21 protein-coding genes are annotated in these 25,362 nt (G+C 72.5%); 8 read left to right on the forward strand and 13 right to left on the reverse strand.

What is annotated here, in order from left to right:
- Window position 1: 1 nt before the first annotated feature.
- Complete coding sequence (gene nrdR, locus ACH495_RS23975) at window positions 2-502, reverse strand: transcriptional regulator NrdR (RefSeq protein ID WP_396859940.1); 501 nt, start codon at window positions 500-502, stop codon at window positions 2-4.
- Between the two features lie 464 nt (window positions 503-966).
- Between nrdR and lexA the strand changes: the two genes are divergently transcribed.
- Entirely contained in the window at window positions 967-1,749 is a 783-nt protein-coding gene (gene lexA, locus ACH495_RS23980) for a transcriptional repressor LexA (RefSeq protein WP_396859941.1), read from the forward strand.
- A gap of 60 nt (window positions 1,750-1,809) precedes the next feature.
- Here the strand turns inward: lexA and ACH495_RS23985 are convergent, their stop codons facing one another.
- Both ACH495_RS23985 and hflX read right to left on the reverse strand, forming a co-directional pair.
- Window positions 1,810-3,600, reverse strand: a complete 1,791-nt coding sequence (locus tag ACH495_RS23985; RefSeq protein WP_396859942.1) for a hypothetical protein — start codon at window positions 3,598-3,600, stop codon at window positions 1,810-1,812.
- 49 nt (window positions 3,601-3,649) lie between these two features.
- Window positions 3,650-5,113 (reverse strand): GTPase HflX, encoded by a 1,464-nt coding sequence (gene hflX / locus ACH495_RS23990; RefSeq protein WP_396859943.1) that lies wholly within the window; start codon window positions 5,111-5,113, stop codon window positions 3,650-3,652.
- Between the two features lie 200 nt (window positions 5,114-5,313).
- On the opposite strand from hflX, the gene ACH495_RS23995 reads away from it, so the two are divergent.
- A complete protein-coding gene (locus tag ACH495_RS23995; RefSeq protein WP_396859944.1) occupies window positions 5,314-6,786 on the forward strand; it encodes an NAD-dependent malic enzyme in 1,473 nt (490 codons plus the stop codon).
- A gap of 435 nt (window positions 6,787-7,221) precedes the next feature.
- Here ACH495_RS23995 and dapF read toward each other — a convergent pair whose 3' ends face one another.
- From dapF to ACH495_RS24010, 3 genes are read right to left on the reverse strand one after another with little or no spacing between them, the layout of a single operon-like run.
- A complete protein-coding gene (gene dapF, locus ACH495_RS24000; protein WP_396859945.1) occupies window positions 7,222-8,067 on the reverse strand; it encodes a diaminopimelate epimerase in 846 nt (281 codons plus the stop codon).
- 7 nt (window positions 8,068-8,074) lie between these two features.
- Complete coding sequence (miaA, locus tag ACH495_RS24005; protein WP_396859946.1) at window positions 8,075-8,980, reverse strand: tRNA (adenosine(37)-N6)-dimethylallyltransferase MiaA; 906 nt, start codon at window positions 8,978-8,980, stop codon at window positions 8,075-8,077.
- Entirely contained in the window at window positions 8,977-9,696 is a 720-nt protein-coding gene (locus ACH495_RS24010; protein WP_396859947.1) for a hypothetical protein, read from the reverse strand. Before ACH495_RS24010 ends, miaA begins: the two co-directional genes overlap by 4 nt.
- Before the next feature lie 201 nt (window positions 9,697-9,897).
- On the opposite strand from ACH495_RS24010, the gene ACH495_RS24015 reads away from it, so the two are divergent.
- Complete coding sequence (locus ACH495_RS24015) at window positions 9,898-11,106, forward strand: DUF349 domain-containing protein (RefSeq protein ID WP_396859948.1); 1,209 nt, start codon at window positions 9,898-9,900, stop codon at window positions 11,104-11,106.
- Window positions 11,107-11,457: 351 nt separating this feature from the next.
- Window positions 11,458-13,092 (forward strand): cellulase family glycosylhydrolase, encoded by a 1,635-nt coding sequence (locus ACH495_RS24020; protein ID WP_396859949.1) that lies wholly within the window; start codon window positions 11,458-11,460, stop codon window positions 13,090-13,092.
- A 100-nt stretch (window positions 13,093-13,192) separates the two neighbouring features.
- On the opposite strand, the gene miaB is transcribed toward ACH495_RS24020, so the two are convergent.
- The 3 genes from miaB to selD form a co-directional block, all read right to left on the reverse strand.
- Window positions 13,193-14,692 carry a tRNA (N6-isopentenyl adenosine(37)-C2)-methylthiotransferase MiaB gene (gene miaB / locus ACH495_RS24025; RefSeq protein ID WP_396859950.1) on the reverse strand — a complete coding sequence of 500 codons (1,500 nt, stop codon included), beginning with the start codon at window positions 14,690-14,692 and terminating at the stop codon, window positions 13,193-13,195.
- Window positions 14,693-14,766: 74 nt separating this feature from the next.
- Entirely contained in the window at window positions 14,767-15,246 is a 480-nt protein-coding gene (locus tag ACH495_RS24030) for a hypothetical protein (RefSeq protein WP_089153785.1), read from the reverse strand.
- A 203-nt stretch (window positions 15,247-15,449) separates the two neighbouring features.
- Entirely contained in the window at window positions 15,450-16,439 is a 990-nt protein-coding gene (gene selD, locus ACH495_RS24035; RefSeq protein WP_396859951.1) for a selenide, water dikinase SelD, read from the reverse strand.
- 208 nt (window positions 16,440-16,647) lie between these two features.
- Here selD and ACH495_RS24040 point away from each other — a divergent pair, with 208 nt between their 5' ends.
- The 4 genes from ACH495_RS24040 (at window position 16,648) to ACH495_RS24055 (ending at window position 19,993) form a co-directional block, all read left to right on the forward strand.
- On the forward strand, window positions 16,648-17,394 hold the full coding sequence (locus tag ACH495_RS24040) for an amino acid ABC transporter ATP-binding protein (protein ID WP_396859952.1): 747 nt from the start codon (window positions 16,648-16,650) through the stop codon (window positions 17,392-17,394).
- Between the two features lie 52 nt (window positions 17,395-17,446).
- Window positions 17,447-18,382, forward strand: coding sequence for a glutamate ABC transporter substrate-binding protein (locus ACH495_RS24045; RefSeq protein ID WP_396859953.1), 936 nt, complete (start codon window positions 17,447-17,449; stop codon window positions 18,380-18,382).
- Window positions 18,383-18,461: 79 nt separating this feature from the next.
- On the forward strand, window positions 18,462-19,118 hold the full coding sequence (locus ACH495_RS24050) for an amino acid ABC transporter permease (protein WP_396859954.1): 657 nt from the start codon (window positions 18,462-18,464) through the stop codon (window positions 19,116-19,118).
- A complete protein-coding gene (locus tag ACH495_RS24055) occupies window positions 19,115-19,993 on the forward strand; it encodes an amino acid ABC transporter permease (RefSeq protein WP_396859955.1) in 879 nt (292 codons plus the stop codon). Before ACH495_RS24050 ends, ACH495_RS24055 begins: the two co-directional genes overlap by 4 nt.
- 59 nt (window positions 19,994-20,052) lie before the next feature.
- On the opposite strand, the gene rny is transcribed toward ACH495_RS24055, so the two are convergent.
- From rny to recA, 4 genes are all read right to left on the reverse strand, one after another.
- Window positions 20,053-21,819, reverse strand: a complete 1,767-nt coding sequence (rny, locus tag ACH495_RS24060) for a ribonuclease Y (protein ID WP_396859956.1) — start codon at window positions 21,817-21,819, stop codon at window positions 20,053-20,055.
- Window positions 21,820-22,609: 790 nt separating this feature from the next.
- Window positions 22,610-23,353, reverse strand: a complete 744-nt coding sequence (locus ACH495_RS24065; RefSeq protein WP_396859957.1) for a 3-keto-5-aminohexanoate cleavage protein — start codon at window positions 23,351-23,353, stop codon at window positions 22,610-22,612.
- Between the two features lie 71 nt (window positions 23,354-23,424).
- Window positions 23,425-24,117 (reverse strand): regulatory protein RecX, encoded by a 693-nt coding sequence (locus tag ACH495_RS24070; RefSeq protein ID WP_396859958.1) that lies wholly within the window; start codon window positions 24,115-24,117, stop codon window positions 23,425-23,427.
- A gap of 10 nt (window positions 24,118-24,127) precedes the next feature.
- The gene (gene recA, locus ACH495_RS24075; protein WP_107159085.1) at window positions 24,128-25,177 is read right to left on the reverse strand and encodes a recombinase RecA; all 1,050 of its coding nucleotides are present in this window, start codon (window positions 25,175-25,177) and stop codon (window positions 24,128-24,130) included.
- Between the last annotated feature and the right edge of the window lie 185 nt (window positions 25,178-25,362).

A 25,362-nucleotide genomic window follows, 5' to 3' on the forward strand; every position in this document is an offset into this window, starting at 1 on the left:
GTCAGTTGATCGCGCCGGCGGCATCGGCCGACGGCGTGTCGGCGCCCCCCCGGGCGCGTGCGGCGGCCCGCAGCGTCTCGATCTCGTGCTCGAAGTCGGCGAGCGAGTCGAACGACCGGTAGACGCTGGCGAACCGCAGGTAGGCCACCTCGTCGAGGTCACGCAGCGGGCCGAGGATGGCCAGCCCCACGTCGTGGCTGGGGATCTCCGCCGCCCCCTTGGCGCGTACGGTCTCCTCGACCTTCTGTGCCAGCAGCGCGATCGAGTCGTCGTCGACCGGCCGGCCCTGGCACGCCTTGCGCACCCCGCCGATGATCTTCGTGCGGCTGAACGGCTCGGTCACCCCGCTGCGCTTGACCACCGCGAGCACCGCCTCCTCGACGGTGGTGAACCGCTTGCCGCACTCCGGGCAGGACCGTCGCCGCCGGATGAGTTGGCCGTCGTCGGCCTCCCGCGAGTCGACCACCCGGGAGTCGGCGTGCCGGCAGTACGGACACCGCATCGCCCGACCTCCTTGATCGATCACGGGCACACCTACCGACTCCCGGGCACGCGTCGACACGGCGGGGCCATCGTCGATGGCCGTCGCCGGGTGCGCGGTGCGGGAGTGCGTTCGGTAGTTGAACCCAACCTGTAGGCAACTTACGCCCATGTGACTACTACATCTAGGGGTTGACCGTATGCCGTCCCCCCAGCGAGGTCAAGTTGGCCGGCGTGTCCGGCGCGTCACCCGCCGAGGAGACCAACGCCGGTCCGGCACCCCCGGTCACGGGACGCCGGGATGGAACATCTGTTCGAGTGCGGCGTACCATCTATCAGAACAAGCGTTCGGAAATCCAGGATTTCGGCGCGACACGCCGACATCAGGTCGTACAGATGTTTGAAAATGGCCGATCTCACCTATACGGTCGGACCACACGCACCACGAGCCGACGAGGCACCCAGCGCCGACCAGGGAGGACGGACGTGACCGAGGACCGGGCCAGCCGGCAGAAGAACCCGCAGCCGATCGACGGGGCGGGTCCGCCGGCGACCCGCCGACCCCGCGCCGCGCGCAGCCGGGCCGCCCAGCCCGCCGTGCGTCCGGTCACACCGGTGGTCAGCAGCTTCCCCGACCCGGCCACTGTCGACCTCACCGCCCGGCAGCGCCGGATCCTGGAGTTCATCCGCACCTGGGTCGAGCGCCACGGCTACCCGCCGAGCGTCCGCGAGATCGGCGAGGCGGTCGGCCTGGTCTCCCCGTCCAGCGTCGCCTACCAGCTCAAGGAGCTGGAGAAGAAGGGCTTCCTGCGCCGCGACCCGAACCGGCCGCGCGCGGTCGACGTCCGGGCCCCGAGCGACGTCGACGACGAGGCCGCCCGCGCGCAGCGCCCCGCCCCGGCGTACGTGCCCATGCTGGGCCGGATCGCCGCCGGTGGGCCGATCCTCGCCGAGCAGGCGGTGGAGGACATCTTCCCCCTGCCCCGCGAGTTGGTCGGCGAGGGCGAGGTCTTCATGCTCCAGGTCAAGGGCGACTCGATGCTCGACGCGGCGATCTGCGACGGCGACTGGGTGGTCGTGCGGCAGCAGCCCAACGCCGAGGTCGGCGACATCGTGGCGGCCATGCTCGACGGCGAGGCGACCGTGAAGACCTACCGGCGCCGCGACGGGCACGTCTGGCTGATGCCGCAGAACCCGGCGTTCGACCCGATCCCCGGCGACGACGCCACCATCATGGGCCGCGTGGTGGCAGTGCTCCGCCGGATCTGACCGACGAACGACGGAGGGGGTGACCGGTGCACCGGTCACCCCCTCCGTTCGCGTCGTGGCTCAGTATCGGTCGCCCCGGGGCTCCCGGCCGCCGGGGACCGGCCCGTACTGGCCGCGCTCGCCGTAGCCGTCGTCGCGACGACCGCCGCGCGGATCCCGGGGATCGCGCCGCGGCGGCTCGGCCCGACCGCCGTCACCCCGCCGGCCGCCGCCGGGCTGCCCACGGTGACCCGTGCTCCCCGGGACGCCACCCCGGCCGCCCGGACGCGCACCGCCCTGGCCGCCTCCCCCGCCGCCGTAGACACCGCCCGAACCGCCCCGCTCGCCACCGCCGCCGCCGCCGTAGACGCCGCCGCCCTGGGGACCGCCGCCGCCCTGCGGACGGCCACCCTGGGGACGGCCGCCGCCCGCCGGTCGACCGCCGTCGCCCTGGGGACGGGCACCGCCGCCACCCTGGGGAACGCCGCGGCCACCGCCCTGCGGACCACTGCCGCCGCCCTGGGCGCGACCGCCCTGCGGACCGCCGCCGTACACGGCGCCGCCCTGGGGCCGGCCCCCGCCGTACACCCCGCCGGCCGGGCGCTCGCCGTTCGCCGCGCCGCCGTAGACGCCACCGCTCTGGGCGCCGCCGTAGACCCCGCCGCGCGGCGGGGCGTCCGGCCGGTTGCCGGGCGGGAAGCCGCCGTTCGCCGGGAACTCGCCGCTGCGCTCGGAATCGTCGGCCGGCTCGGCCGGCGCCGGTTTGCGCCGGGCCCGCAGGATGCCGAAGACGCCCGCGCCGACCAGGAGCGCACCGATCACCCCGACCGCGGCGATCAGGTACGTGATCTCGTCCAGCGACAGCCCTTCCAGCCAGGACTTCTGCGCGGCCGGTCGGGTCTCGACCTTGCCGCCGTTGGGCAACGCCTCCACGCCGGTGGAGGCCGGCGCGTAGCCGAGGATGTCGATCGGGTCGGTCGGATCGAGCGAACCGCCATCGGAGACGGTGACGAACGACCTGCCGTCGGAGGTGTAGGAGATGGCCTCGCCGAACGGGTCGGCCAGCGGTGTGACCCGGGGCTTGCCGCTGGTCAGCGCCTTGAGGATGTCGCCGCCGGCCACGTCGAACTCGAACGCGTCGGCGTACGTGCGCAGCACGACCCGGGCGCCGTCCGGCGAGCGGGCGGCGCCGGTGACCAGCGCCCGCCCCGGCGAGCCGAGCTTGTTCTCGGTGTTGGTCTTCGGCAGCGTGACCTCGCCGACCTTCTTCATCGGGATCGGCTCGGTGTCGCCGCCCGCCTTCAGCTTCGCGGTCGGCGTGAAGATCTCCGACTTGCCGGAGAGCTCCTTCGTGATCACCAACGGCAGGTTGTCGTCGCCGACCAGCAACGCCTCGGCGTCGTGCGGCTCCTTGCCCGGGTAGGCGAGCCGGTGCAGCACCGGTTCCTTCGAACCGGACAGCGGCATCGTCCAGACCGCGACGCGTTCCCGCCGGGTCTTCTTCTCGATGTTGTCGCCGGTGTCGGCGATCCAGAGCGTCTTGCGGTCCGGCCCGAGCGCCAGGTCCTCGGTGTCGAGCGGGCCGTCACCGGAGTATCGGACCTCTTTGTCGACCTTGCACTTGGCGTCCAGGTAGAAGACGCGCTTGCGGGTCGGGTCGTCGGAGCCGTCGTTGATGACGACGTAACCGTTGGCGGTGGCGACCAGGCCGGACAGCTCGCGGAGCCGGTCGTCGGCGACCGTGCACTTCTTCTTGGGAGCCGCGGCCAGCACCGGGGCCGCGGCGGGTGCCGCCGGGGCCGGCCCGGCCGGCGCCACGACCGCGCCGACCAGGCCGAGCGCGAGCGTGACCGAGGAGACAACGTGCCGCATGGCGCTCAGTGTCGCACGAGCCGGGTTTCGGGCGGGTGACGCCGGACGGTCACCGCCCGGCGCCCACCCGATCGTCGTTGGTGAGCCGGTCACCCGCGCGGTAGGGCGCCAACTCGGCGGCGAGCGCCTGACCCACCCGTACGTGCAGCAGCGTGCCCTCGGGCAGGTGCGCGGTGCTGAGCACCTCGCCCTGGCGGTGCACCCGGGCCACCAGGTCACCCCGGTCGTACGGGAGCACGGCGCGGACCTCGACGGCCGGCCGGGGCAGCCGCCGCTCGACGGCCTCGCGCAGCTCGTCGACCCCGCGCCCGCTGTGCGCGGAGACGAAGACCGCGTCCGGCCAGAGCCGCTTGAGCCGCAGCATCGTCTCCTCGTCGGTGGCGTCGGTCTTGTTGACCACGAGCAGCTCCGGCAGCCGGTCGGCGCCCACCTCGGCGAGCACCTCGCGGACCGCGCGGACCTGCTCCTCCGGGTCCGGGTGGGTGCCGTCGACCACGTGCACCACCAGGTCGGCGTCGCCGACCTCCTCCAGCGTCGAGCGGAACGCCTCGACGATCTGGTGCGGCAGGTGCCGGACGAACCCCACCGTGTCGGAGAGCGTGTAGAGCCGCCCGTCGGAGGTGGTGGCCCGACGGGTGGTCGGGTCCAGCGTGGCGAACAGCGCGTTCTCCACCAGCACGCCCGCACCGGTGAGACGGTTGAGCAGGCTGGACTTGCCGGCGTTGGTGTAGCCGGCGATGGCCACCGCGGGCACCGCGTTGCGGGAGCGCCGGGCGCGCTTCGTCTGGCGTACCGTGGTCATGCCCTTGATCTCGCGGCGCAGCCGCGCGATGCGGTGCCGGATCCGGCGCCGGTCGGTCTCCAGCTTGGTCTCACCGGGACCACGCAGACCCACGCCGCCGCCGGCGCCGCCGCCGCGACCGCTACCACCGGTCTGCCGGGAGAGCGTCTCGCCCCAACCGCGCAGGCGCGGCAGCAGGTATTCGAGCTGGGCCAGCTCGACCTGCGCCTTGCCCTCCTTGCTCTTGGCGTGCTGGGCGAAGATGTCGAGGATCAGGGCGGTGCGGTCGACCACCTTGACCTTGGTGCGCTGCTCCAGGTTGCGGAGCTGCGACGGGGACAGCTCACCGTCGCAGATCACCGTGTCGGCGCCGGTGGAGAGCACCACCGCGCCCAGGTCGTCGACCTTGCCCCGGCCGATGTACGTCGCCGGGTCGGGGCGGCTCCGGCGCTGGATCAGCCCTTCGAGCACCTGCGAGCCGGCCGTCTCGGCCAGCGCCGCCAGCTCGGTGAGGCTGTTCTCCGCGTCGGACTGGTTCCCCTCGGTCCAGACCCCCACCAGGACGACCCGCTCCAGCCGGAGCTGGCGGTATTCGACCTCGGTGATGTCGGTCAGCTCGGTGGAGAGGCCAGGGACCCGCCGCAGCGCCTGCCGCTCGGACAGCTCGTACTCACCGGTGGTGGTGTCGAGCTCGTCGTCCTCGAAGGGATGGAAGGTCTCCTGCTCGCGCAAACCGCGTCTCCTGTCCGTTATGTGCATCGCCGAGTATTTTCGGCGCGTGACAGCAATCCTGACACGTGTCAACGCCGGGCGCACCCGCGTTATGCCCGTGGCGCTACCCACCGGTAGTGGGGGCGGATGCCGGCCGACCTGGGTGGGCGGGTAGAAATGCCAGTCGAGCCGCTCAGCGTCGACGGAGGAGTTGTTTTCTCGTGGCCATCACCCGACTGCCGAGTGCCGGATTCTCGATCACGATCCGGATCGCGGTGCCCGCCGACGCCTCCTCCATCGGTCGACTGACCACCGCGGCGGGCGAGGCCGGCGCCATCGTCACCGCGCTGGACGTGGTCGACTCCGACCCGACCAACGTGATCGTGGACCTGACCTGCGACACCGCCGACGCCGGCCACGCCGACCAGGTCGTCGACGCGCTCACCGCGCTCGACGGGGTGGACGTGCGCAAGGTCTCCGACCGGACGTTCCTGCTGCACCTCGGCGGCAAGATCGAGGTCACCCCGAAGGTGGCGCTGCGCACCCGCGACGAGCTGTCTCGCGCGTACACCCCGGGGGTGGCCCGGGTCTGCATGGCGATCGCGGAGAACCCGGCCGACGCCCGGCGGCTCACCATCAAGCGCAACACGGTCGCCGTGGTCAGCGACGGCTCGGCCGTGCTCGGCCTGGGCAACCTCGGCCCGGCCGCCTCGCTGCCGGTGATGGAGGGCAAGGCGGCGCTGTTCAAGCGCTTCGGCGGGGTGGACGCCTGGCCGGTGGTGCTGGACACCCAGGACACCGACGAGATCGTGGCGATCGTGAAGGCGATCGCGCCGGCGTACGGCGGGATCAACCTGGAGGACATCGCCGCGCCGCGCTGCTTCGAGATCGAGGCCCGGCTGCGCGAGGCGCTGGACATCCCGGTCTTCCACGACGACCAGCACGGCACCGCGATCTGTGTGCTGGCCGCGCTCACCAACGCGCTGCGCGTGGTGGGCAAGCAGCTCGCCGACGTCCGGGTCGTGGTCTCCGGCGCCGGCGCGGCCGGCACCGCGATCATGAAGCTGCTGCTGCGCCAGGGCGTGGGCGACATCATCGCGTACGACCGGCAGGGCGCGCTGCACCGCGGGCTGCCCGACCTGAACCCGGCCTGGCAGTGGCTGGCCGAGAACACCAACAAGGAGAACTACACCGGTGACCTGGCCGGCGCGGTGCGCGGCGCGGACGTGTTCATCGGGGTGAGCGCACCCAACCTGCTCACCGGCGACGACGTCGCCGCGATGGCGAAGGACGCGATCGTCTTCGCGCTGGCCAACCCGGACCCGGAGGTGGACCCGCGGGAGGCGCGCAAGCACGCCGCCGTGGTCGCCACCGGCCGCTCGGACCAGCCGAACCAGATCAACAACGTGCTCGCCTTCCCGGGCGTGTTCCGCGGCATGCTCGACGCGCACGCCGAGGAGTTCACCGAGGAGATGGCGATCGCGGCGGCCCGCGCCATCGCCGACGTGGTGGGCGAGGAGAAGATCAACCCGACGGTGATCGTGCCGAGCGTCTTCGACTCGCGGGTCGCCCCGGCGGTGGCCGCCGCGGTACGCGCCGCCGCGCAGAACCCGGCCGTGACGCCGCCGCCGGCCGCCGACCCGGGCCCGGCCGACCTCCCCGAGATCGCCGCCAACGCCAGCGCCACCCCCTGACGGCGCCCGCTCCGGACCACCTCTGGCCGCCAGGCCTTCGCCGCCGCCTGGTTGCCAGGCCTCCGCTGCCGCCCCACCGCCCCACCCCCTGACCGCCGGGCCGTCGCCGCCGGGCCGTCGCCGCCGGGCCGTCGCCGCCGGGCCGTCGCCGCCGGGCCGTCGCGGCCGGACGTCGCCGGCGTGTCCGTCCCGGCGTGTCGCGGACGGCAGAGGTGTGACTGGGAAGCGATATACCGCTGAGTCATAAATATGACCTGACGGTATATCGCTCCTGACCCATCCGTTTCCCCCGGGCCGTCACTCGGCGTGACCAACGCCCCCGCCCGACCGGTGCCGGCCGGAGGCAGGGGGTGAGAGTGGCACGTCCGCAGGCCACGGAAGACGAGAGCGCGGCAGGTCCGAGGTGCCGGGCGCGGCGGGTCAGGGCCGCGCGGGTCAGGGGCGCAGGGCGGCGGGGGTCAGGGTGCCGCTGGCGACCAGGACGGCCGGGCCGGACAGCCAGCACGAGTCGGCGGTCACCGTGACCGTGAGGCGACCGCCGGGGACGTCCACCGCCACGATGCCGGTCTCCCGGTCGGCGTCGCGCAGCGCCACCGCGGCCACCGCGCACGCGCCGGTGCCGCAGGAGAGCGTCTCGGCCGAACCCCGCTCGTGGACCCGCATCAGCACGTGCCCGTCCGTGCCGTCGACCGGGTCACCGGGCGTGGTGAACTCGACGTTGACCCCCGCCGGGAAGACCGCGGCGTCGACCTCGGGCGCCCGGGTGAGGTCGAGGGCGGCCAGGTCCAGCGCGGCGGGCAGCGCGCACACCAGGTGCGGGTTGCCGACGTCCACCGCCGCGCCGGTCAGGGTCAGCCCGCCCAGCGTGGCGGTGGCCGCGTCGTGCAGCCGGGGCCGACGCATCTCGACCGCGACGTCCGTGCCCTCGACCCGGGCCCGCACCAGGCCGGCGCGGGTGGCGATCGGCAGCGTCCCGCCCGACGGGGCGACCAGTGACCGCTCCAGCAGGTAGCGCACGAACACCCGGGCGCCGTTGCCGCACATCTCCGCGAACGAGCCGTCGGAGTTCCAGTAGTCCATGAACCACTCGGCCTCGCCGGCCAGCGCGACGCCGTCGGGGTGCTTCGCGGCGCGCACCACACGCAGCACGCCGTCGCCGCCCAGCCCGCGCCGCCTGTCGCAGAGCGCGGCGACCAGGCCGGGCGTCAGATCGAGCGCGCCGTCCGGGTCGGGCAGGATGACGAAGTCGTTGCCGGTGCCGTGACCCTTGGTGAACTCCACGGTCCCATCATCCCCGATGCCCGGCCGCCAGCCGCAGCGCCGTGTCGACGAACCCGGGGGCGGCCGAGTCGAGCCAGTGCACGCGCGGGTCGCGCCGGAACCACGAGCGCTGCCGGCGGACGAAGCGGCGGGTGGCCCGGATCGTCTCCTCGTACGCCTGCGTCTCGGTCAGCTCCCCGGCCAGGAAGCGCAGCACCTGCTGGTAGCCGAGCGCCCGGCTGGCCGTCCGCCCCTCGGGCAGCCCGGCGTCGACCAGCGCGCGCACCTCGTCGACCAGCCCGTCGGCCCACATCCGGTCCACCCGCAGCGCGATCCGTTCGTCGAGGCGGGCGGTGTCCAGGTCGACGCCGAGCTGCACGGACGGGTAGTACGGCGTGGGCGCGGGCAGCGACGCGGTGAACGGCGCCCCGGTCAGCTCGATCACCTCCAGCGCCCGGACGATCCGCCGGCCGTTGCCGGGCAGGATGCCGGCCGCCGCCGCCGGGTCCGCCGCGGCGAGCCGGGCGTGCAGCGGGGCGGGGCCGACCTCGGCCAGCTCCGCCTCCAGCCGCTCCCGCAGCGCCGGGTCGGTGCCGGGGAACTCGAACTGCTCCAGCACCGCCCGCACGTAGAGCCCGGAACCGCCGACCAGCAGCGGCACCCGCCCCCGGGCGAGGATGTCGTCGACCGCCGCGCGGGCCAGCTTCTGGTATTCGGCGACGCTGGCCGGCTCGGTCACCGGCCAGATGTCCAGCAGGTGGTGCGGCACACCCTCGCGCTCGGCCGCTGTCAGCTTGGCGGTGCCGACGTCCATGCCCCGGTAGAGCTGCATCGAGTCGGCGTTGACCACCTCGCCGTCGAGCGCGTGCGCCAGCGCGATGCTCAGCGCCGACTTCCCGGCCGCGGTCGGCCCGACCACCGCGACGACCGTCATGACCGCTCCCAGTTCGCCACGAAGTAGGCAACGCCGTAGGGCGCCCGGTGGTAGCTCAGCTCGCCGCGCCAGTCGCCGCCCGCCGCGCCGACCGCGCCGGCCAGCACCTGCCAGGGCGCCCGCCCGGCGACCCGCAGCTCGGCGGAGAGCACCGGGTCCAGGCCGCGCAGGGCCTCGGCGTCCGCGCCGGCCAGGGCCACCGCGACCCCGTCGTCGTACGCCTGCGCGCGCGGGTCGTCGTACCCCGGCGCCGTGACGCCGCGGCAGGCGGACCCGTCACCGAGGACCAGCAGGGCGACCCGCGGATCGTCGTCATCGATCAGGCTCGCGCCGAACGCCGCGCACTCGGTCGGTGCGGCGTCGTGCGCCACCGACCGGGCCAGCCGGGGCAGCCCGGTGCCGGAGCGGTTCAGCAGCCAGGCGCCGACGGTCAGGCTCAACGGCAGCACCTCGCCGCCGGAGCAGGAGATCTTCCACAGCCGCGCCGGCCGGTCGAGCCCGAAGCCGCGCAGGGAGCCCGAGTCGGCGGCGGTGAACCGGACGGTCTCCGGTCCCCCGCCGACCAGCAGGATCGCCTCGGGCTCGGCGGCGAGCAGCCGGGTGACCGCCGCGTCGGCGGCGGCGCGCAGGTCGTCCAGCTCGGGCGCGGCGGCGCCGGCCAGCTCGGGCACGATCAGCGGCGGGTGGGGGCAGACGGCGGCGGCGACCAGGGGCACGACTCCAACCTAGCGGGACACCCCGGTGCGTCCCCGCGCCGATCGGGTCATCGAGGGCGTACGACACCGTATGGTCACGGTCGACGACAGGCGCTCGACACGGACGGGGGCGGACCTGTGACAATGCCGGGAGAAAGTTTGCTGCGCCGTGGCGGCGACCGAGGGCTGTTCCCTCGGCGCCGGGAGAACGAGGATGGGCACATGAGCGACTGGACTGCCTTCGGACGGGTGGACGAGGACGGCACCGTCTACGTCAAGACCGCCGAAGGCGAGCGGGTGGTCGGATCCTGGCAGGCGGGGGCCCCGGAGGAAGGGCTCGCCCACTTCGCCCGGCGCTTCGCCGACCTGGTGACCGAGGTGGACCTGACCGAGGCCCGGCTCAACTCGGGCGCGGCGGATGCCGGCCACTCGCTGACCACGATCCGCCGGATCCGCGCGTCACTTCCCGAGGCGCACGTGGTCGGGGACATCGACGCCCTGGCCGCCCGGCTGGACAAGCTGGCCTCGGTCGCCGAGGAGAAGGCCGGCGAGGCCAAGGCGGCCCGGGAGGCCGCCCGGGGTGAGGCGCTGACCCGCAAGACCGCCCTGGTCGAGGAGGCCGAGAAGCTGGCCGCCGAGTCGACCGGCTGGAAGACCGCCGGCGACCGGCTCAAGGAGATCCTCGACGAGTGGAAGACCATCCGCGGCGTCGACAAGAAGACCGACGGCGAGCTGTGGAAGCGGTTCGCCGCCGCGCGGGACGGCTTCACCCGGCGCCGGGGCGCCCACTTCGCCTCCCTCGACCAGCAGCGCAAGCAGGCGCAGACGGTCAAGGAGGAGCTGGTCGCCGAGGCCGAGAAGCTCAAGGAGTCCACCGACTGGGGCGTCACCGCCGGCCAGCTCAAGGACCTGATGGCCCAGTGGAAGGCTGCCCCGCGCGCCGCCAAGGAGGCCGAGCAGAAGCTCTGGGAACGGTTCCGGGCCGCGCAGGACGACTTCTTCACCCGCCGCAGCGAGGTCTTCTCGGCGCGGGACAACGAGCAGCGGGGCAACCTGGAGCGCAAGCAGGCGCTGCTGGTCGAGGCCGAGGCGCTCGACGTCGACGCCGACCCGAAGGGCGCCCAGGCGAAGCTGCGGGAGATCCAGGCGCAGTGGCACGAGGCCGGCCGGGTGCCCCGCGAGGCGGCGGCCGGCCTGGAGCGCCGGCTGCGGGCGGTGGACGAGAAGGTCCGCGAGGTGATGGACTCGGCGTGGCGGCGTACCTCCAAGGAGGACAACCCGCTGCTGGCACAGATGCGTGCCCAGGTCGCCGAGGCCGAGGAGCGGCTGACCCGGGCCCAGGCGGCCGGCGACTCCCGCCGCATCAGGGAGGCCGAGCAGGCGCTGGCGTCCAAGCGCCAGTTCCTCCAGCTCGCCGAGCAGGCCAACTGACCCCCTCCCCCGTCCCCTTCGATCGCTGATTCACGGAAAGAGTGCCTATTCCACGCGGGATAGGCACTCTTTCCGTGTATCTGCGTGGCCAGGCCCGGGTGAGGGGGTGGGGGTGTGTTGACGCATGGGGGTGGGCTGATCACAATGGGCGGCGGAGTCAGGTTTTCACATCGGCGCTAGGGCATTGACGGTGATCATCGCCGTTGAGGGTCGCCGGTGCTTGCCGCGAGTGGCCGTCCACGTGACCGGCCCGGCGCGCGCTGTGCGCGTACTCGATGACGAGCGGGTCGGGCCTCCTGGTCCTGCCGCCCGCGGCGCCTGCGCGGCGCGGGCATCCGAAGTGGAGCTCCCATGCACCGACGCACCGCCCTCGGCGGCGCCCTGACAGCGCTCGCCACCGCCGCGGCCGGCATCCTCGTCGCCGCGACCGTCAGCACCACCCCGGCCGCCGCCGCGGCCGGCGGCACCGGCACCGGCTACCTGCACACCAACGGCAACAAGATCGTCGACAGCACCGGCGCGACCGTGCGGCTGACCGGCATCAACTGGTTCGGCATGGAGACCGACAACAAGACGTTCCACGGCCTGTGGGCCAACAACCCGTGGCGCGGCCAGCTCGACACCATGGCCCGGTTGGGCTACAACACGCTGCGCATCCCGTACTCGAACGACTCCATCAAGCCCGGCGCGACGGCGACCGGGATCAACGACTTCGTCAACCCGGACCTGGTCGGGCTCTCCCCGTTGCAGATCCTGGACAAGGTCATCGCCTACGCGGGCAGCAAGGGGATGCGGGTCATCCTGGACCGGCACCGGCCGACGTCGGCCGGGCAGTCGCCGCTCTGGTACACCTCGGGTGTCTCCGAGGCGACCTGGATCGCCGACTGGAAGACGATGGCCCAGCGGTACGCGAACAACCCCACGGTGATCGGCGCGGACCTGCACAACGAGCCGCACGCCGAGGGCACCAACCCGGCCGCCACCGGCGCCTGCTGGGGCTGCGGCGACACCACCCGGGACTGGCGGCTCGCCGCCGAACGGGCCGGCAACGCGATCCTCGGCGTGCAGCCCAACTGGCTGATCTTCGTGGAGGGGGTGAGCTGCCCGAGCGGTGGCCTGTCGAACGTCTGGGACAACGACCCCAGCAACGACGAGGACTGCGGCTGGTGGGGCGGCAACCTGTCCAAGGCGGGGCAGTTCCCGGTGCGGCTGAACGTGGCGAACCGGCTGGTCTACTCGCCGCACGAGTACGCCACCTCGGTCTACCGCCAGGCCTGGTTCGACGACCCGGCCTACCCGGCGAACATGCCGGCCATCTGGGACAAGTACTGGGGCTACCTCTACAAGCAGAACATCGCGCCGATCATGATGGGCGAGTTCGGCACCACGCTCCAGGACCCGAAGGACAAGGTCTGGCTGGAGAACCTGATGGCCTACACCGGCACCGGGGTCAACGGGATGTCGTTCACCTACTGGTCGTGGAACCCGAACTCGGGTGACACCGGCGGCATCGCCAACGACGACTGGACCACCGTCAACCAGGCCAAGCAGTCCATCCTCCAGCCGTACCTGATCCCGCCGACCGGCGGTGGCGGCACCACCAGCCCGTCCCCGACCGGGACCCCGAACACCTCACCGGCGCCGACCACGCCGGCACCGACCACCCCGCCGCCGGCCACCGGTGGCTGCACCGCCAGCTACAAGCAGACCAACGCCTGGGCCGGCGGGTTCCAGGGCGAGCTGACCGTGAAGAACACCGGCACCGGCGCGCTGAACCCGTGGTCGGCCACCTGGACCTGGCCGTCCGGGGTGACGCTGGCCAGCGGCTGGAACGCGACCGTCACGCAGTCCGGCACCACTGTCACGGCCGCCGCGCCGAACTGGGCGTCGACGCTGGCGCCGGGCGCCTCGGTGACCGTCGGCTTCACCGCCAACGGCACCGCCGCCACCCCCGCCACCGTCAAGCTCAACGGCACCACCTGCTGATGGTGTAAGGAGGGGGCCCCGCTTAACGCATTCGGTATAGGCGGGGCCCCTTTTTAACGCGAGATGTTAAAAAGGGGCCCCGCCTAACGTCAGGGCGGGGTCAGTGGGCGGCGCAACCGCCGGTGGGGGCGGGCGTCGCGGCCGGCGCGCCGACCGTCGGCAACCCGAGCAGCACCCCGGGCGTACGCGGGGCGCGTCCCGCCTCGGCCGCGTCCCCGGCCCGGGTACGCCGGTGCGCCAGCGGCGCCCCGTCCGCGTTGAGGTGGTGCGGGGCGGCGTACGTGACGACGGTGTGCACGACGTCGCCGGGGCGGATCTGCCCGGCCAGCTCGCCGGTCGCGAAGTGCACGAGCCGGCCGTCGCGGGCCCGGCCGGACATCCGCCCGGTGCGCTCGTCCTTGCGCCCCTCGCCGACGGCGACCAGCACCTCGACGGTCTCCCCGACCAGCTTCCTGTTCTCCGCCCAGGTGATCTCCTCGACGCAGGCGATCAGCCGCTCGTACCGCTCCTGCACGACAGGCTTGGGGAGTTGGTCGTCCATGGTCGCGGCCGGCGTGCCGGGGCGCTTGGAGTACTGGAACGTGAACGCCGAGGAGAACCGGGCCTCGCGCACCACGTCCAGGGTGCGCTGGAAGTCGGCCTCGGTCTCGCCGGGGAAGCCGACGATGATGTCCGTGGTGATCGCCGCGTCCGGCATCGCCGCCCGCACCTTCTCGATGATCCCCAGGTAGCGCTCCGACCGGTACGAGCGGCGCATGGCTCGCAGCACGTCGTCGGAGCCGGACTGCAACGGCATGTGCAGCGAGTGGCAGACGTTCGGCGTCTCGGCCATCGCGGCGATCACGTCGTCGGTGAAGTCCTTCGGGTGCGGGCTGGTGAACCGGACCCGCTCCAGCCCGTCGATGTCGCCGCAGGCGCGCAGCAACTTGCCGAACGCGTACCGGTCGCCGAACTCCACGCCGTAGGAGTTGACGTTCTGCCCGAGCAGCGTCACCTCCAGCACACCCTCGTCGACCAGCGCGCGGACCTCGGAGAGGACGTCGCCGGGGCGGCGGTCCTTCTCCTTGCCGCGCAGCGACGGCACGATGCAGAACGTGCAGGTGTTGTTGCAGCCGACGGAGATGGAGACCCACCCGGCGTACGTCGACTCGCGCCGGGTCGGCAGCGTGGACGGGAAGACCTCCAGCGACTCGAGGATCTCCACCTCGGCCGCCGCGTTGTGCCGGGCCCGGTCCAGCAGCGCCGGCAGCGAGCCGATGTTGTGCGTGCCGAAGACCACGTCCACCCAGGGCGCCTTGCGGACGATCTCGCCGCGGTCCTTCTGGGCCAGGCAGCCACCGACCGCGATCTGCATCCCGGGGTGCTTCGTCTTGACCGGGCGCAGGTGGCCGAGGTTGCCGTAGAGCCGGTTGTCGGCATTCTCCCGGACCGCGCAGGTGTTGAACACCACCACGTCGGGCTGCTCGACGGACTCGGCGGCGCGCACGTAGCCGGCGTCTTCGAGCAGGCCGGAGATGCGCTCGGAGTCGTGCACGTTCATCTGGCAGCCGTACGTGCGCACCTGATAGGTGCGCGGGCTGCCCGCGGCTGCGGTAGTCATGACCCGGACAGCGTATCCGGGCCACCCGGACCGCCCCACCCCGTGTCCCGCCGGCGGGTCGGGGTGGGGGCCGGTCAGGCGGCGGCGAGCGCGGGGGCGACCGAGTCGGGGGCCCACCGGGAGCGGTGGCACCGCGACCAGCCCCGGCAGCCGGGGTCGGCCAGCGTGCAGAGCCGCTGGTCGCTGAGCACCTCGCCGTCGTCGGTCTCGACCACGTCGAAGTGCACCGGTCGGATCGTGCCGTCCGGGGCGACCAGCAGGTGCCGGCCGGCGTCGAGCGTGTCGTCGCGCATCAGGCAGTTGCGGCCCAGCACCCGGGCCAGCGCCGCGATGGCGGGCAGCTCGGGCAGGCGCTCGGGCACGCCGTAACAGTCGACCACGGTGCCGTACGCCCCGGGCGCCTCCCACACGTCGCAGACCACCGCGTACGCGGGGAGTCGGACCGGGTCGGCGACGGCGAGCGGCATCACCACCCGGCCGAGCGCCTCGGCCAACGCCGGATAGACCTCCACCGGCGCGCCGCCGTCGATTCTCCAGTTCCACAGCTCGGTCATGCCGCCTCCTCGCTGCGCTCGTCCCACCGGCCTCCGGATCGGGCCTTACTGACGATGGTGGGGGGCATTTGACCTCGACCGGGGGCAAGTTACCGGTCTGTGACCATTCCGGGCAAAATTTCCCCTGGGCGACGTTGCCCTGAGTAGCGGGAAGATGACAGTTTATCGGGTACGGTGTCGCGTCCGCATCGCTGCCACGCCGGTCAGCGCAGCCGGATCAACGCGTCGGAGGCGGGCAGCAGCTCGCCGATCACGGTGCCGCCCGGCACCTCGCCGGCCACCAGCAGCCCGCCCGACGTCTGCGCGTCGGCCAACAACAGCCGCTCGGACTCGTCCGCGGTGCCGAAGTCGGTCCACGGCGTCACCCACTCCAGGTTGCGCCGGGTGCCGCCACTGACGTACCCGTCGCGTAGCGCCTCCCGCGCGCCCGGCAGGTACGGCACCGCGGCGGTGTCGATCGCAACCGTGAGCCGGCTGGCCCGGGCCAGCTTCGAGGCGTGCCCGAGCAGCCCGAAACCGGTCACGTCAGTGCCGCAGCGGATGCCGGCGGCCACCGCGGCGCGGGCGGCGTCCCGGTTGAGCCGGGTCATCGAGTCGACCGCCGCGGCGAAACGCTCCCCGGTCTGCTTGTGCCGGGTGTTGAGCACGCCCACACCGAGCGGCTTGGTCAGCGACAGCGGCAGTCCGGCCCGGCCGGCGTCCAGCGTGATCAGCTCGTCCGGGCGGACCACCCCGGTGACCGCCAGGCCGTACTTCGGTCCGTCGTCGTCCACGCTGTGCCCGCCGGCCAGGTGGCAGCCGGCCTCGCGGGCCACGTCCTGCCCGCCGCGCAGCACCTCGCGGGCCAGCTCCAGCGGCAGCACCTCGCGCGGCCAGCACAGCAGGTTCAGCGCGACCAGCGGGGTGCCGCCCATGGCGTACACGTCGGAGAGCGCGTTCGCGGCGGCGATGCGGCCCCAGTCGTACGCGTCGTCGACGACCGGGGTGAAGAAGTCGGCGGTGGTCACCAGGCCGGTGCGCTCGTCCAGCCGGACCACCGCGGCGTCGTCGCCGTTCTCCAGGCCGACCAGCAGGTCGGCGGTGCCGCCGCCCGGGCCGAGCCCGGCGACCATCGCCTCCAGCTCGCCGGGCGGGATCTTGCAGGCGCAGCCGCCGCCGCGGGCGTGATCGGTGAGCCGGAACGTGTCGGTCATCGCCTCATGATCTCCGCGATACGACCGCGTCGCCACTCGGACGCACCGGCCGTGACGGAATTCGGACGCACCGACACGGCGGTGACCGGTGTTACCGCTCCGTGACCATCTGGGTTGCGTTCCGCCACATCGGGCCGCCTACAGTTGCCCAACCGGGGGGTCGACCGACCCCCCGTTCCGGCACGGACGACAGGGACGGTGGACGATCGTGACGACGGGCGACCCGCTGATCGTGCTCGACGGGGTCAACAAGTGGTTCGGGCCGCTGCACGTGCTCGACGACGTGTCCCTCTCCGTCGGCCGGGGCGAGGTGGTCGTGGTGATCGGCCCGTCCGGCTCCGGCAAGTCGACGCTGTGCCGCGCCATCAACCGGCTGGAGCCGATCGACAAGGGCACCATCACGTTCGACGGGCAGCCGCTGCCGGCCGAGGGCAAACCGCTGGCCAAGCTGCGCAGCGAGGTCGGCATGGTGTTCCAGTCGTTCAACCTCTTCGCGCACAAGAGCATCCTGGAGAACGTCACGCTCGGCCCGGTCAAGGTCCGCAAGGAGAAGCCGGCCGCCGCCCGCGAGCGCGGCCTGGCCCTGCTGGACCGCGTCGGCATCGCCAACCAGGCGGACAAGTATCCGGCCCAGCTCTCCGGCGGCCAGCAGCAGCGGGCGGCGATCGCCCGCGCGCTGGCCATGCAGCCCAAGGCCATGCTCTTCGACGAGCCGACCAGCGCCCTCGACCCGGAGATGGTCGGCGAGGTGCTCGACGTGATGACGTCGCTGGCCCGCGACGGCATGACCATGGTGGTGGTCACGCACGAGATGGGCTTCGCCCGGCACGCGGCCAACCGGGTCATCTTCATGGCCGACGGCAAGCTGGTCGAGGACGCGCCGCCGAACGAGTTCTTCGCGAACCCGCGCAGCGAGCGGGCCAAGGACTTCCTCTCCAAGATCCTCACGCACTGAGCGTCCGTAGTGGAGTCGTCCCCGGGCGGCTCCGTCGAAGAAGGAGATGTGTATGCGTATGAAGCGCGTGGCGGCGGTAGCCATGATGGCCTCGCTCGCCCTTTCCGCGGCTGCCTGCGGTAAGGAGGGGGACCCGGCCCCGAGCGGTGGCGGCAACGCCAGCGGCGGGGCGCAGTCCGACAACTGCACCAGCTCGGGCGTCACCTTCACCCCCAAGACGGACGCCACCATCGCCGGCAGCCCGACCTTCACGAAGGTCAAGTCCGCGGGCAAGGTCGTCGTCGGTGTCAAGTTCGACCAGCCGAACCTCGGCTACAAGGACGCCCAGGGCAAGCGCTGCGGCTTCGACATCGAGATCGCCCAGTACGTCGCCAGCACGCTCGGCGTCGACCCGGCGAAGATCGAGTACAAGGAGATCGCGTCGGCCAACCGGGAGACCGCGATCAAGGGTGGTGAGATCGACTACTACGTCGGCACCTACTCGATCACCGACAAGCGCAAGAACGACGTCTCCTTCGCCGGCCCGTACTTCGTCGCCGGTCAGGACCTGCTGGTCCGCAAGGACGAGTCGGCGATCACCGGCAAGGACACGCTCAAGGGCAAGAAGGTCTGCTCGGTCACCGGCTCCACCCCGGTCCAGAGGATCCGCGAGGAGGGCCTCACCGAGGGCAACAACATCGTCGAGTTCAAGACCTACTCCGAGTGCGTCTCGCAGCTGCTCGACAAGAAGGTCGACGCGGTGACCACCGACGACGCCATCCTCAAGGGCTACGCCGCGCAGAACCCGGACGAGCTCAAGGTCGTCGGCCAGCCGTTCAGCACCGAGAAGTACGGCATCGGCCTGCCCAAGGACGACAAGGCCATGCGCGACTACGTGAACGACCAGATCGAGGCCGCGTTCACGGACGGCACCTGGAAGAAGATCTACGACGGCACGCTGGGCAAGTCCGGCTCGCCGGCCACCCCGCCGCAGCTCGAGCGGTACTGACGGTCCGCCACCCGACGTCTCGCCGGGCGGGGAGGTCCTCCTCCCCGCCCGGCGCCGTCCGAGAGAGTGAGAGCGAGGTATGGGCGAGTTCTTCCGCGTCCTGACGGACAACCATCAGATCTTCGTCGATGGCTTCCGGACCACGGTCCAGCTGTTCCTGATCGCCGCCGTCGGCAGCCTCGTTCTCGGTACGCTGCTCGGCGCGATGCGGGTGTCCCCGGTCCCCGCCCTGCGGGCATTCGGGGCCACCTACGTCAACCTGGTCCGCAACACCCCGCTGACCCTGGTTTTCGCGTTCCTCGTCTTCGCGGTGCCGAAGCTGGACGTCAACATCGACTACTTCAACAGCGCCTGCATCGCGCTGACGGTCTACACCTCGGCGTTCATCTGCGAGGTGGTCCGCTCCGGCGTCAACACGGTCGCCACCGGCCAGGCCGAGGCCGCCCGGGCGCTCGGCATGACGTTCGCCCAGGTGCTCACGCTGATCGTGCTGCCGCAGGCGCTGCGGGCCATGGTCCCGCCGCTGATGAGCGTGCTCATCGCCATGCTGAAGAACACCACGATCGCCGCCGGCTTCTCCGTGGTCGAGGCCGGTGCCATCCCGGCGTACATGTCGGAGCGGGGTGAGCCACAGTTCGCCGTGCTCACCTGGATCGTGATCGGCTTCCTCATCCTGATCATCCCGCTGGTGGTGCTCCAGCGGTTCCTCGAGCGCAAGTGGGCGGTGGCCCGATGAGCAGCAGCAGCGTCCTCTACGACCTTCCCGGCCCGAAGGCCCGGCTGCGCAACCGGATCCTCGGCGTCGTGTCGATCGCCGCGATCGTCGCCCTGGTCGCGTTCGTGATCTACAAGTTCGACCAGACCGGCCAGTTCGAGGCCCGCAAGTGGGAGCAGTTCCAGTACGTCGCGGTGCAGCGGGAGATCCTTTCCGGCCTCTGGGCCACGCTCAAGGCCGCCGCCGTCGCCACCGTGCTGGCGCTGCTGTTCGGCGCCGTCTTCGCCGGCGCCCGGCTCAGCGACAAGTGGTTGCTCCGGAGCCCGGCCACGTTCGTGGTGGAGCTGTTCCGGGCCATCCCGCTGCTGATCCTGATCTTCTTCGGCTACTACGTGCCGTTGCAGTACGGCTGGCCGATCGACAAGTTCTGGGCGCTGGTCATCGGCTTGACGCTCTACAACGGCTCGGTGCTGGCGGAGATCTTCCGGGCCGGCATCAACGCCGTGCCGTACGGGCAGTCCGAGGGCGCGTACGCGGTCGGCCTGCGCAAGAACCAGGTGCTCCGGCTGATCCTGCTGCCGCAGGCGTTCCGCTCGATGCTGCCGGCGATCGTGAGCCAGCTCGTCGTGCTGCTCAAGGACACCGCGCTCGGCTTCATCATCACGTACCCGGAGCTGCTCTTCGCCGGCAAGCAGATCGGCGGCCGGCTGGCGTTCGGCCTGCCCTACGTGCCGACCTACCTGATCATCGCGGCCATCTACATCAGCATCTGCGGGCTGCTGTCGGTGCTGGCCTGGTGGTTGCAGAAGCGGCTGACCCGGCTGCCGCGCAGCGCGGCCAAGCCGGTGGCCTCCACCCAGACCGACGGCGGCAGCGGCGCCACCCAACTGGTCTGATCCGACGGACACGCGACGGGCGGGCGGGGTTCTCCCCCACCCGCCCGTCGTCGTTTCCGTCAGCGGGCGATCTCGGTGACCCGGGACTCGCGCACCACTGTCACCCGGATCTGCCCCGGATAGGTCAGCTCCTCCTCGATCTGCTTGGCCACGTCCCGGGCCAGCACGGCCGCGCCGATGTCGTCCACGTCGTCCGGCTTGACCATCACCCGGATCTCCCGGCCCGCCTGCATGGCGAAGACCTTCTCCACGCCGAGCTTGCCGGCCGCGATCTCCTCGATCCGCTCCAGCCGCTTGACGTACGCCTCCAGGCTCTCCCGCCGGGCCCCGGGCCGCCCGCCCGAGCAGGCGTCCGACGCCTGGGTGAGCACCGCCTCGATGGTCTGCGGCGGCACCTCGTTGTGGTGCGCCTCGATGGCGTGCACCACGTCCTCGGCCTCGCCGTACTTGCGGGCCAGGTCGGCGCCGATGATGGCGTGGCTGCCCTCCACCTCGTGGGTGAGCGCCTTGCCGATGTCGTGCAGGAACGCGCAGCGCTTGATGGTCGGCACGTCCAGGCGCAGTTCGGCGGCCATGGTGCCGGCGATGTGCGCGGTCTCCACCAGGTGCTTGAGCACGTTCTGCCCGTACGAGGTCCGGTAGCGCAGCCGGCCCAGCAGGGTGACCAGCTCCGGGTGGATCTCGGTGATGCCCACCTCGACCAGGGCGTCCTCGGCGGCCCGGTGGCACAGCTCCTCCACCTCGTGGCGGGCCAGGTCGTAGACCTCCTCGATCCGGTGCGGATGGATCCGGCCGTCCAGCACCAGCTTCTCCAGCGTGAGCCGGCCGACCTCCCGGCGGACCGGGTCGAAGCAGGAGAGCAGCACCGCCTCGGGCGTGTCGTCGATGATCAGGTTGACGCCGGTGACCGACTCGAAGGCGCGGATGTTGCGCCCCTCCCGGCCGATGATCCGGCCCTTCATCTCGTCGCCGGGCAGGTGCAGCACGCTGACCACGCTCTCCGCGGTCTGCTCGCTGGCCACCCGCTGGATGGCGTCCACCACGATGTGCCGGGCGCGCTGCTCGGCGGTGCCCCGCGCGTCCGACTCGATCTCCCGGACCAGCAGCGCGGCCTCCCGCTTGGCCTGCCCCTCGATCGACTCGACCAGCTCGGCCCGCGCGGCGTCGGCGGTCAGCCCGGCCACCCGCTCCAGCTCGCGGCGGCGCTGCTCCTCCACCTCGGTCAGCGCCCGCTCGCGTTCGGTCAGCGCGGCCTCCCGGGCGGCGAGCGCGGCGGTGGCGGCGGTGAGCTGCCGCTCCCGTTCGGCGAGCCGCTCCACCTCCTCGGTGTGCAGCCGCTCCCGCTCGTCCATCCGGGCCGCCCGCCGCTCGACCTCGGCGGCCTGCTCCCGGGTGGTGGCGGCGAGCACCGCGACCTCCCGCTCGCCGCTGCGCCGGGCGGTGGTACGCAGTTGCTCGGCGTCCGCCTCGGCCTGCTTGTGCGCCCGTTCCAGCACGGTGTCGGCCTCGGCGCGGGCGTCGTCGAGCACCCGGCGCGCCTCCGCCCGGGCGGCCTTCGCCTCGGCCTTCGCGGCGGCGGCCTCGGCCCGGGCCGCGGAGGCGGCCGACTTCGCCACGTCGATGGTGCTGTTGACCTCGTCGGCTGCGGTACGCAACGCGGCCAGGGACTGTTCCTGCCGGTCCTTCTCCGCGATGAAGGCGGGGTCCTCCGGCGCCGGGGCCAGGCTGAGCCGCTGGAGCGTCCGCACGCCGAACAGCACGGCGCCGACCACCACCACGACCAGCAGCAGCACCACCACGAGGAGGACGACGTCGAAACCGCTCATCGCGTCGCTCCGCACCGGTGCGCCGGCCAGCCGGCCCGGGTCGCGCAGCCGGCCCGGGTCGCGCAGCGGGACGGGCGTGGGCCGCGGGCCTCCGGCCCTTCGTGGCTCGGCCGGGAACAGTCGTTCCGCCGGGATCGGACGCCCGGCGAGGAGCGGCCGGGACCGTGTGGCAGACCGCCGGTGAACCTGTGCCGCCGCGCCATGGCCGCCTCCCCTGAACGTCGGCGCCGCAGGACACGCGCCGACGGGCACGCGCCTGCGACTCTGGACGCCCGACCGGAGCGGCTGGCTGTGGGCAGCTTTCCGTCGGCGGTGCCCGTCAGGGGCACCGCCAGCGGCCGGTTGCAGTTGTCGGTCGCTCCGGACCGGGTCCGGAGCTGCCGTCAAGGGCCGGTGAAGCTGGCCAAAGTGATGCTGTTCTGTTACGCGTTCTATGTTGTGCGCTTAGCCTGCGCTGGTCGGGCAAAGTGAGCCTGTATGGCGAGGCTAGGTCGCGAGGGGCCGTTCGGTCAAGGAGTCATGATCAAACCACCCGGACGGAGAGAAATTGCGCCGTCACGGAGTGCTGAGAATATGCCGGACAGGGCCGGACAAACCTCGCCGCCCGTCATCCTAGCGTGACCTTTTCCGCCTGCTCAGACCCCCTCCTCAGCACCCCGCCCACCCACTGAACCGACCACCCGAGCCCTCGACCGCTCGGTGATCAAGGAGTTCACGTCGAGGACGATCACCCAGCAGACGCAAACTCCTTGATCACCAACCACGCAGACCGGCGAGGGCGCGCGGGGCGTCAGCGGGTGATCAGGGAGTGGGCGGCCGTTACCAAGGTGAGGTTGTCCGGCGCGACGGTGCCGTCCGGGAGCAGCAGCGTGTCCTCCAGGCCGATACGGGTGTGCAGACGGCGGCGGACCGCCTCGGCGAACACCGGCCAGGTGGCCGGACCCTCGCCGTGCAGCAGCACCGGCGGGCACCCGGCGGGCAGCGCGGCGCGTTCCCCGTCGCGAGCAACGGGCCGGGCGACAGCGTCGAGGATCGCGGCCGCGTCGGCGAGCGCCGTCGCCGCCGGTTCGGCCATGCACTCGACGAGGACCCGCCCGGTCGGTGTCGACCAGCGACGCCAGGCATCGACCGCCGCCACCGTCCAGAGACCGGCCTCGACCATGACGCCACGCTCGTGCAGGGCCGCCGCGACCGCCGCCGCGCCCGGCTCGTGGGCGTTGACCGAGGCGAAGTCGGGCAGCACCGACCAGGCGTGCACGGCGGCCACCCGCTCGGCCGGGTCGGGCACGATCCAGGCGCCGGTGCTCACCCCGACCGGCAGGCCGGGGCAGGCGGCCCGGATGGCGTCGACCGCCGCGGCGACCACGGCCGGGGCGAGGGACTCGGCGCCATCGTCGTCGCGCGGGTGCACGTGCACCGCGGCCACCCCGGCGGCCGCGCACCGGGCGGCGTCGGCGGCCAACTCGGCCGGGGTGAGCGGCACGGCGGGGTGCTCGTCCCGTCGCCGCCCACCGTTCAGGCATGCCTTCAGCACCGGTGTGCACCCTTCTCCGCGACTTCCACGACGCCGGTGGGGAGCCGGACGGTCGCATACGGCCGGGACGGTCAGTCGTGCCGGCGGGCGTCCAGGTCGTGCTCCGCGTCGGCCAGGGCGTCGGCGTCGATGTGCTCGGCGAACTCCGCCGCCTCGGCGCTCTGCGCGGCCAGCGCGTCCTTCACCGCGCGGATCGCCACCCCGGCCGGGTAGCCCTTGCGCGCCAGCATGCCGACCAGGCGCCGGAACACCGCGTCGGGCTCGCCGCGGGTGGTGCGCAGCTTCCGGTCCACCAGGGCCCGGGCGGTCTCCGCCTCGGCCTCCTCGTCGATCCCGTCCAGCGCCGCACCGGCCAGCTCGTCGTCGACGCCCTTCCGGCGCAGCTCGTTGGCGAGCGCCCGGCGGGCCAGCCCACGGCCGGTGTGCCGGCTGCTCACCCAGGCCTGGGCGAAGGCCGCGTCGTCGACGATGCCGACCTCGTCGTAGCGGTCGAGGACCTGCTCGGCCACCTCCTCGGAGATGCCGCGCCGGGCGAGCGCGCCGGCCAGCTCGGCCCGGGTGCGCGGTCGGGTGGCGAGCTGCCGCAGGCAGATCTCCCGGGCCCGCTCGGCCTCGTCGCGCGGCGGAGCCGGAGCCTCCCCCGGATCGGGCTCCGCCGCGCGACCGCGGCGCCCACGGCGGGGCTGGGGCGCGCCGGTGGCGTCACCCGTACGGGGTGGGCTGGCATCCCAGCCCCGACCCGTACGGGCGCGTCGTCCTGCCACGGTCAGCGGATCAGAAGTCGACCGGCGGCAACTCCGGGCCACCGGCGGCGTCGCCCGCACCACCGGTGCCGACGCCGAGCTTCTCCAGGATCTTCTTCTCGATCTCGGCCGCCACGTCCGGGTTCTCGCGGAGGAACTCGCGGGCCTTCTCCTTGCCCTGGCCGAGCTGGTCGCCGTCGTAGGTGTACCAGGCGCCGGACTTGCGGATGATCGCCTGCTCCACGCCGACGTCGATCAGGGAGCCCTCGCGGGAGATGCCCTTGCCGTACATGATGTCGAACTCGGCCTGCTTGAACGGCGCGGCGACCTTGTTCTTCACGACCTTGACCCGGGTGCGGTTACCGACCACGTCGGTGCCGTCCTTGAGGCTCTCGATGCGGCGCACGTCGAGCCGGACCGAGGCGTAGAACTTCAGCGCCCGACCACCGGTGGTGGTCTCCGGGCTGCCGAACATCACGCCGATCTTCTCGCGGAGCTGGTTGATGAAGATCGCGGTGGTGCCGGTGTTGTTCAGGATGCCGGTGATCTTCCGCAGCGCCTGGCTCATCAGCCGGGCCTGGAGGCCGACGTGGCTGTCGCCCATCTCGCCCTCGATCTCGGCGCGCGGCACCAGGGCCGCTACCGAGTCGATCACGATGATGTCGATCGCGCCGGAGCGGACCAGCATGTCGGTGATCTCCAGCGCCTGCTCGCCGGTGTCCGGCTGGGAGACCAGCAGGGCGTCGGTGTCGACGCCGAGCGCCTTCGCGTATTCCGGGTCGAGCGCGTGCTCGGCGTCGATGAACGCGGCGATGCCACCGGCCCGCTGGGCGTTGGCCACCGCGTGCAGCGCGACAGTGGTCTTACCGCTGGACTCCGGACCGTAGATCTCGACGACCCGGCCGCGCGGCAGACCGCCCACGCCGAGCGCCACGTCGAGCGCGATGGAGCTGGTGGGGATGACCGCCGTCTGCACGACGGGCCGCTCCCCCAGCCGCATCACCGAACCCTTGCCGAACTGCTTGTCGATCTGAGCGAGAGCAAGGTCTAGCGCCTTCTCCCGGTCAGGACCTGCCGCCATCGTTGCCACCCCTGCCTTCGCCGGCGTCTTTCCTGAGCTTCGCGTCACGCGGGACACGCTAGGCGCTGGGTCCGACAGAAAACCAGCCGACGGGCCGTGAGCTGTGGACGAGCACCCCGCTGTGGACAATAGCCGAACAGGTGTACGACTGAGCAAGCGACACGCGGAACCGGCGTAAAGGCTGC

It is taken from the genome of Micromonospora sp. NPDC018662 (assembly GCF_044391475.1).
In the GTDB taxonomy this organism is placed as follows: Bacteria; Actinomycetota; Actinomycetes; order Mycobacteriales; family Micromonosporaceae; genus Micromonospora.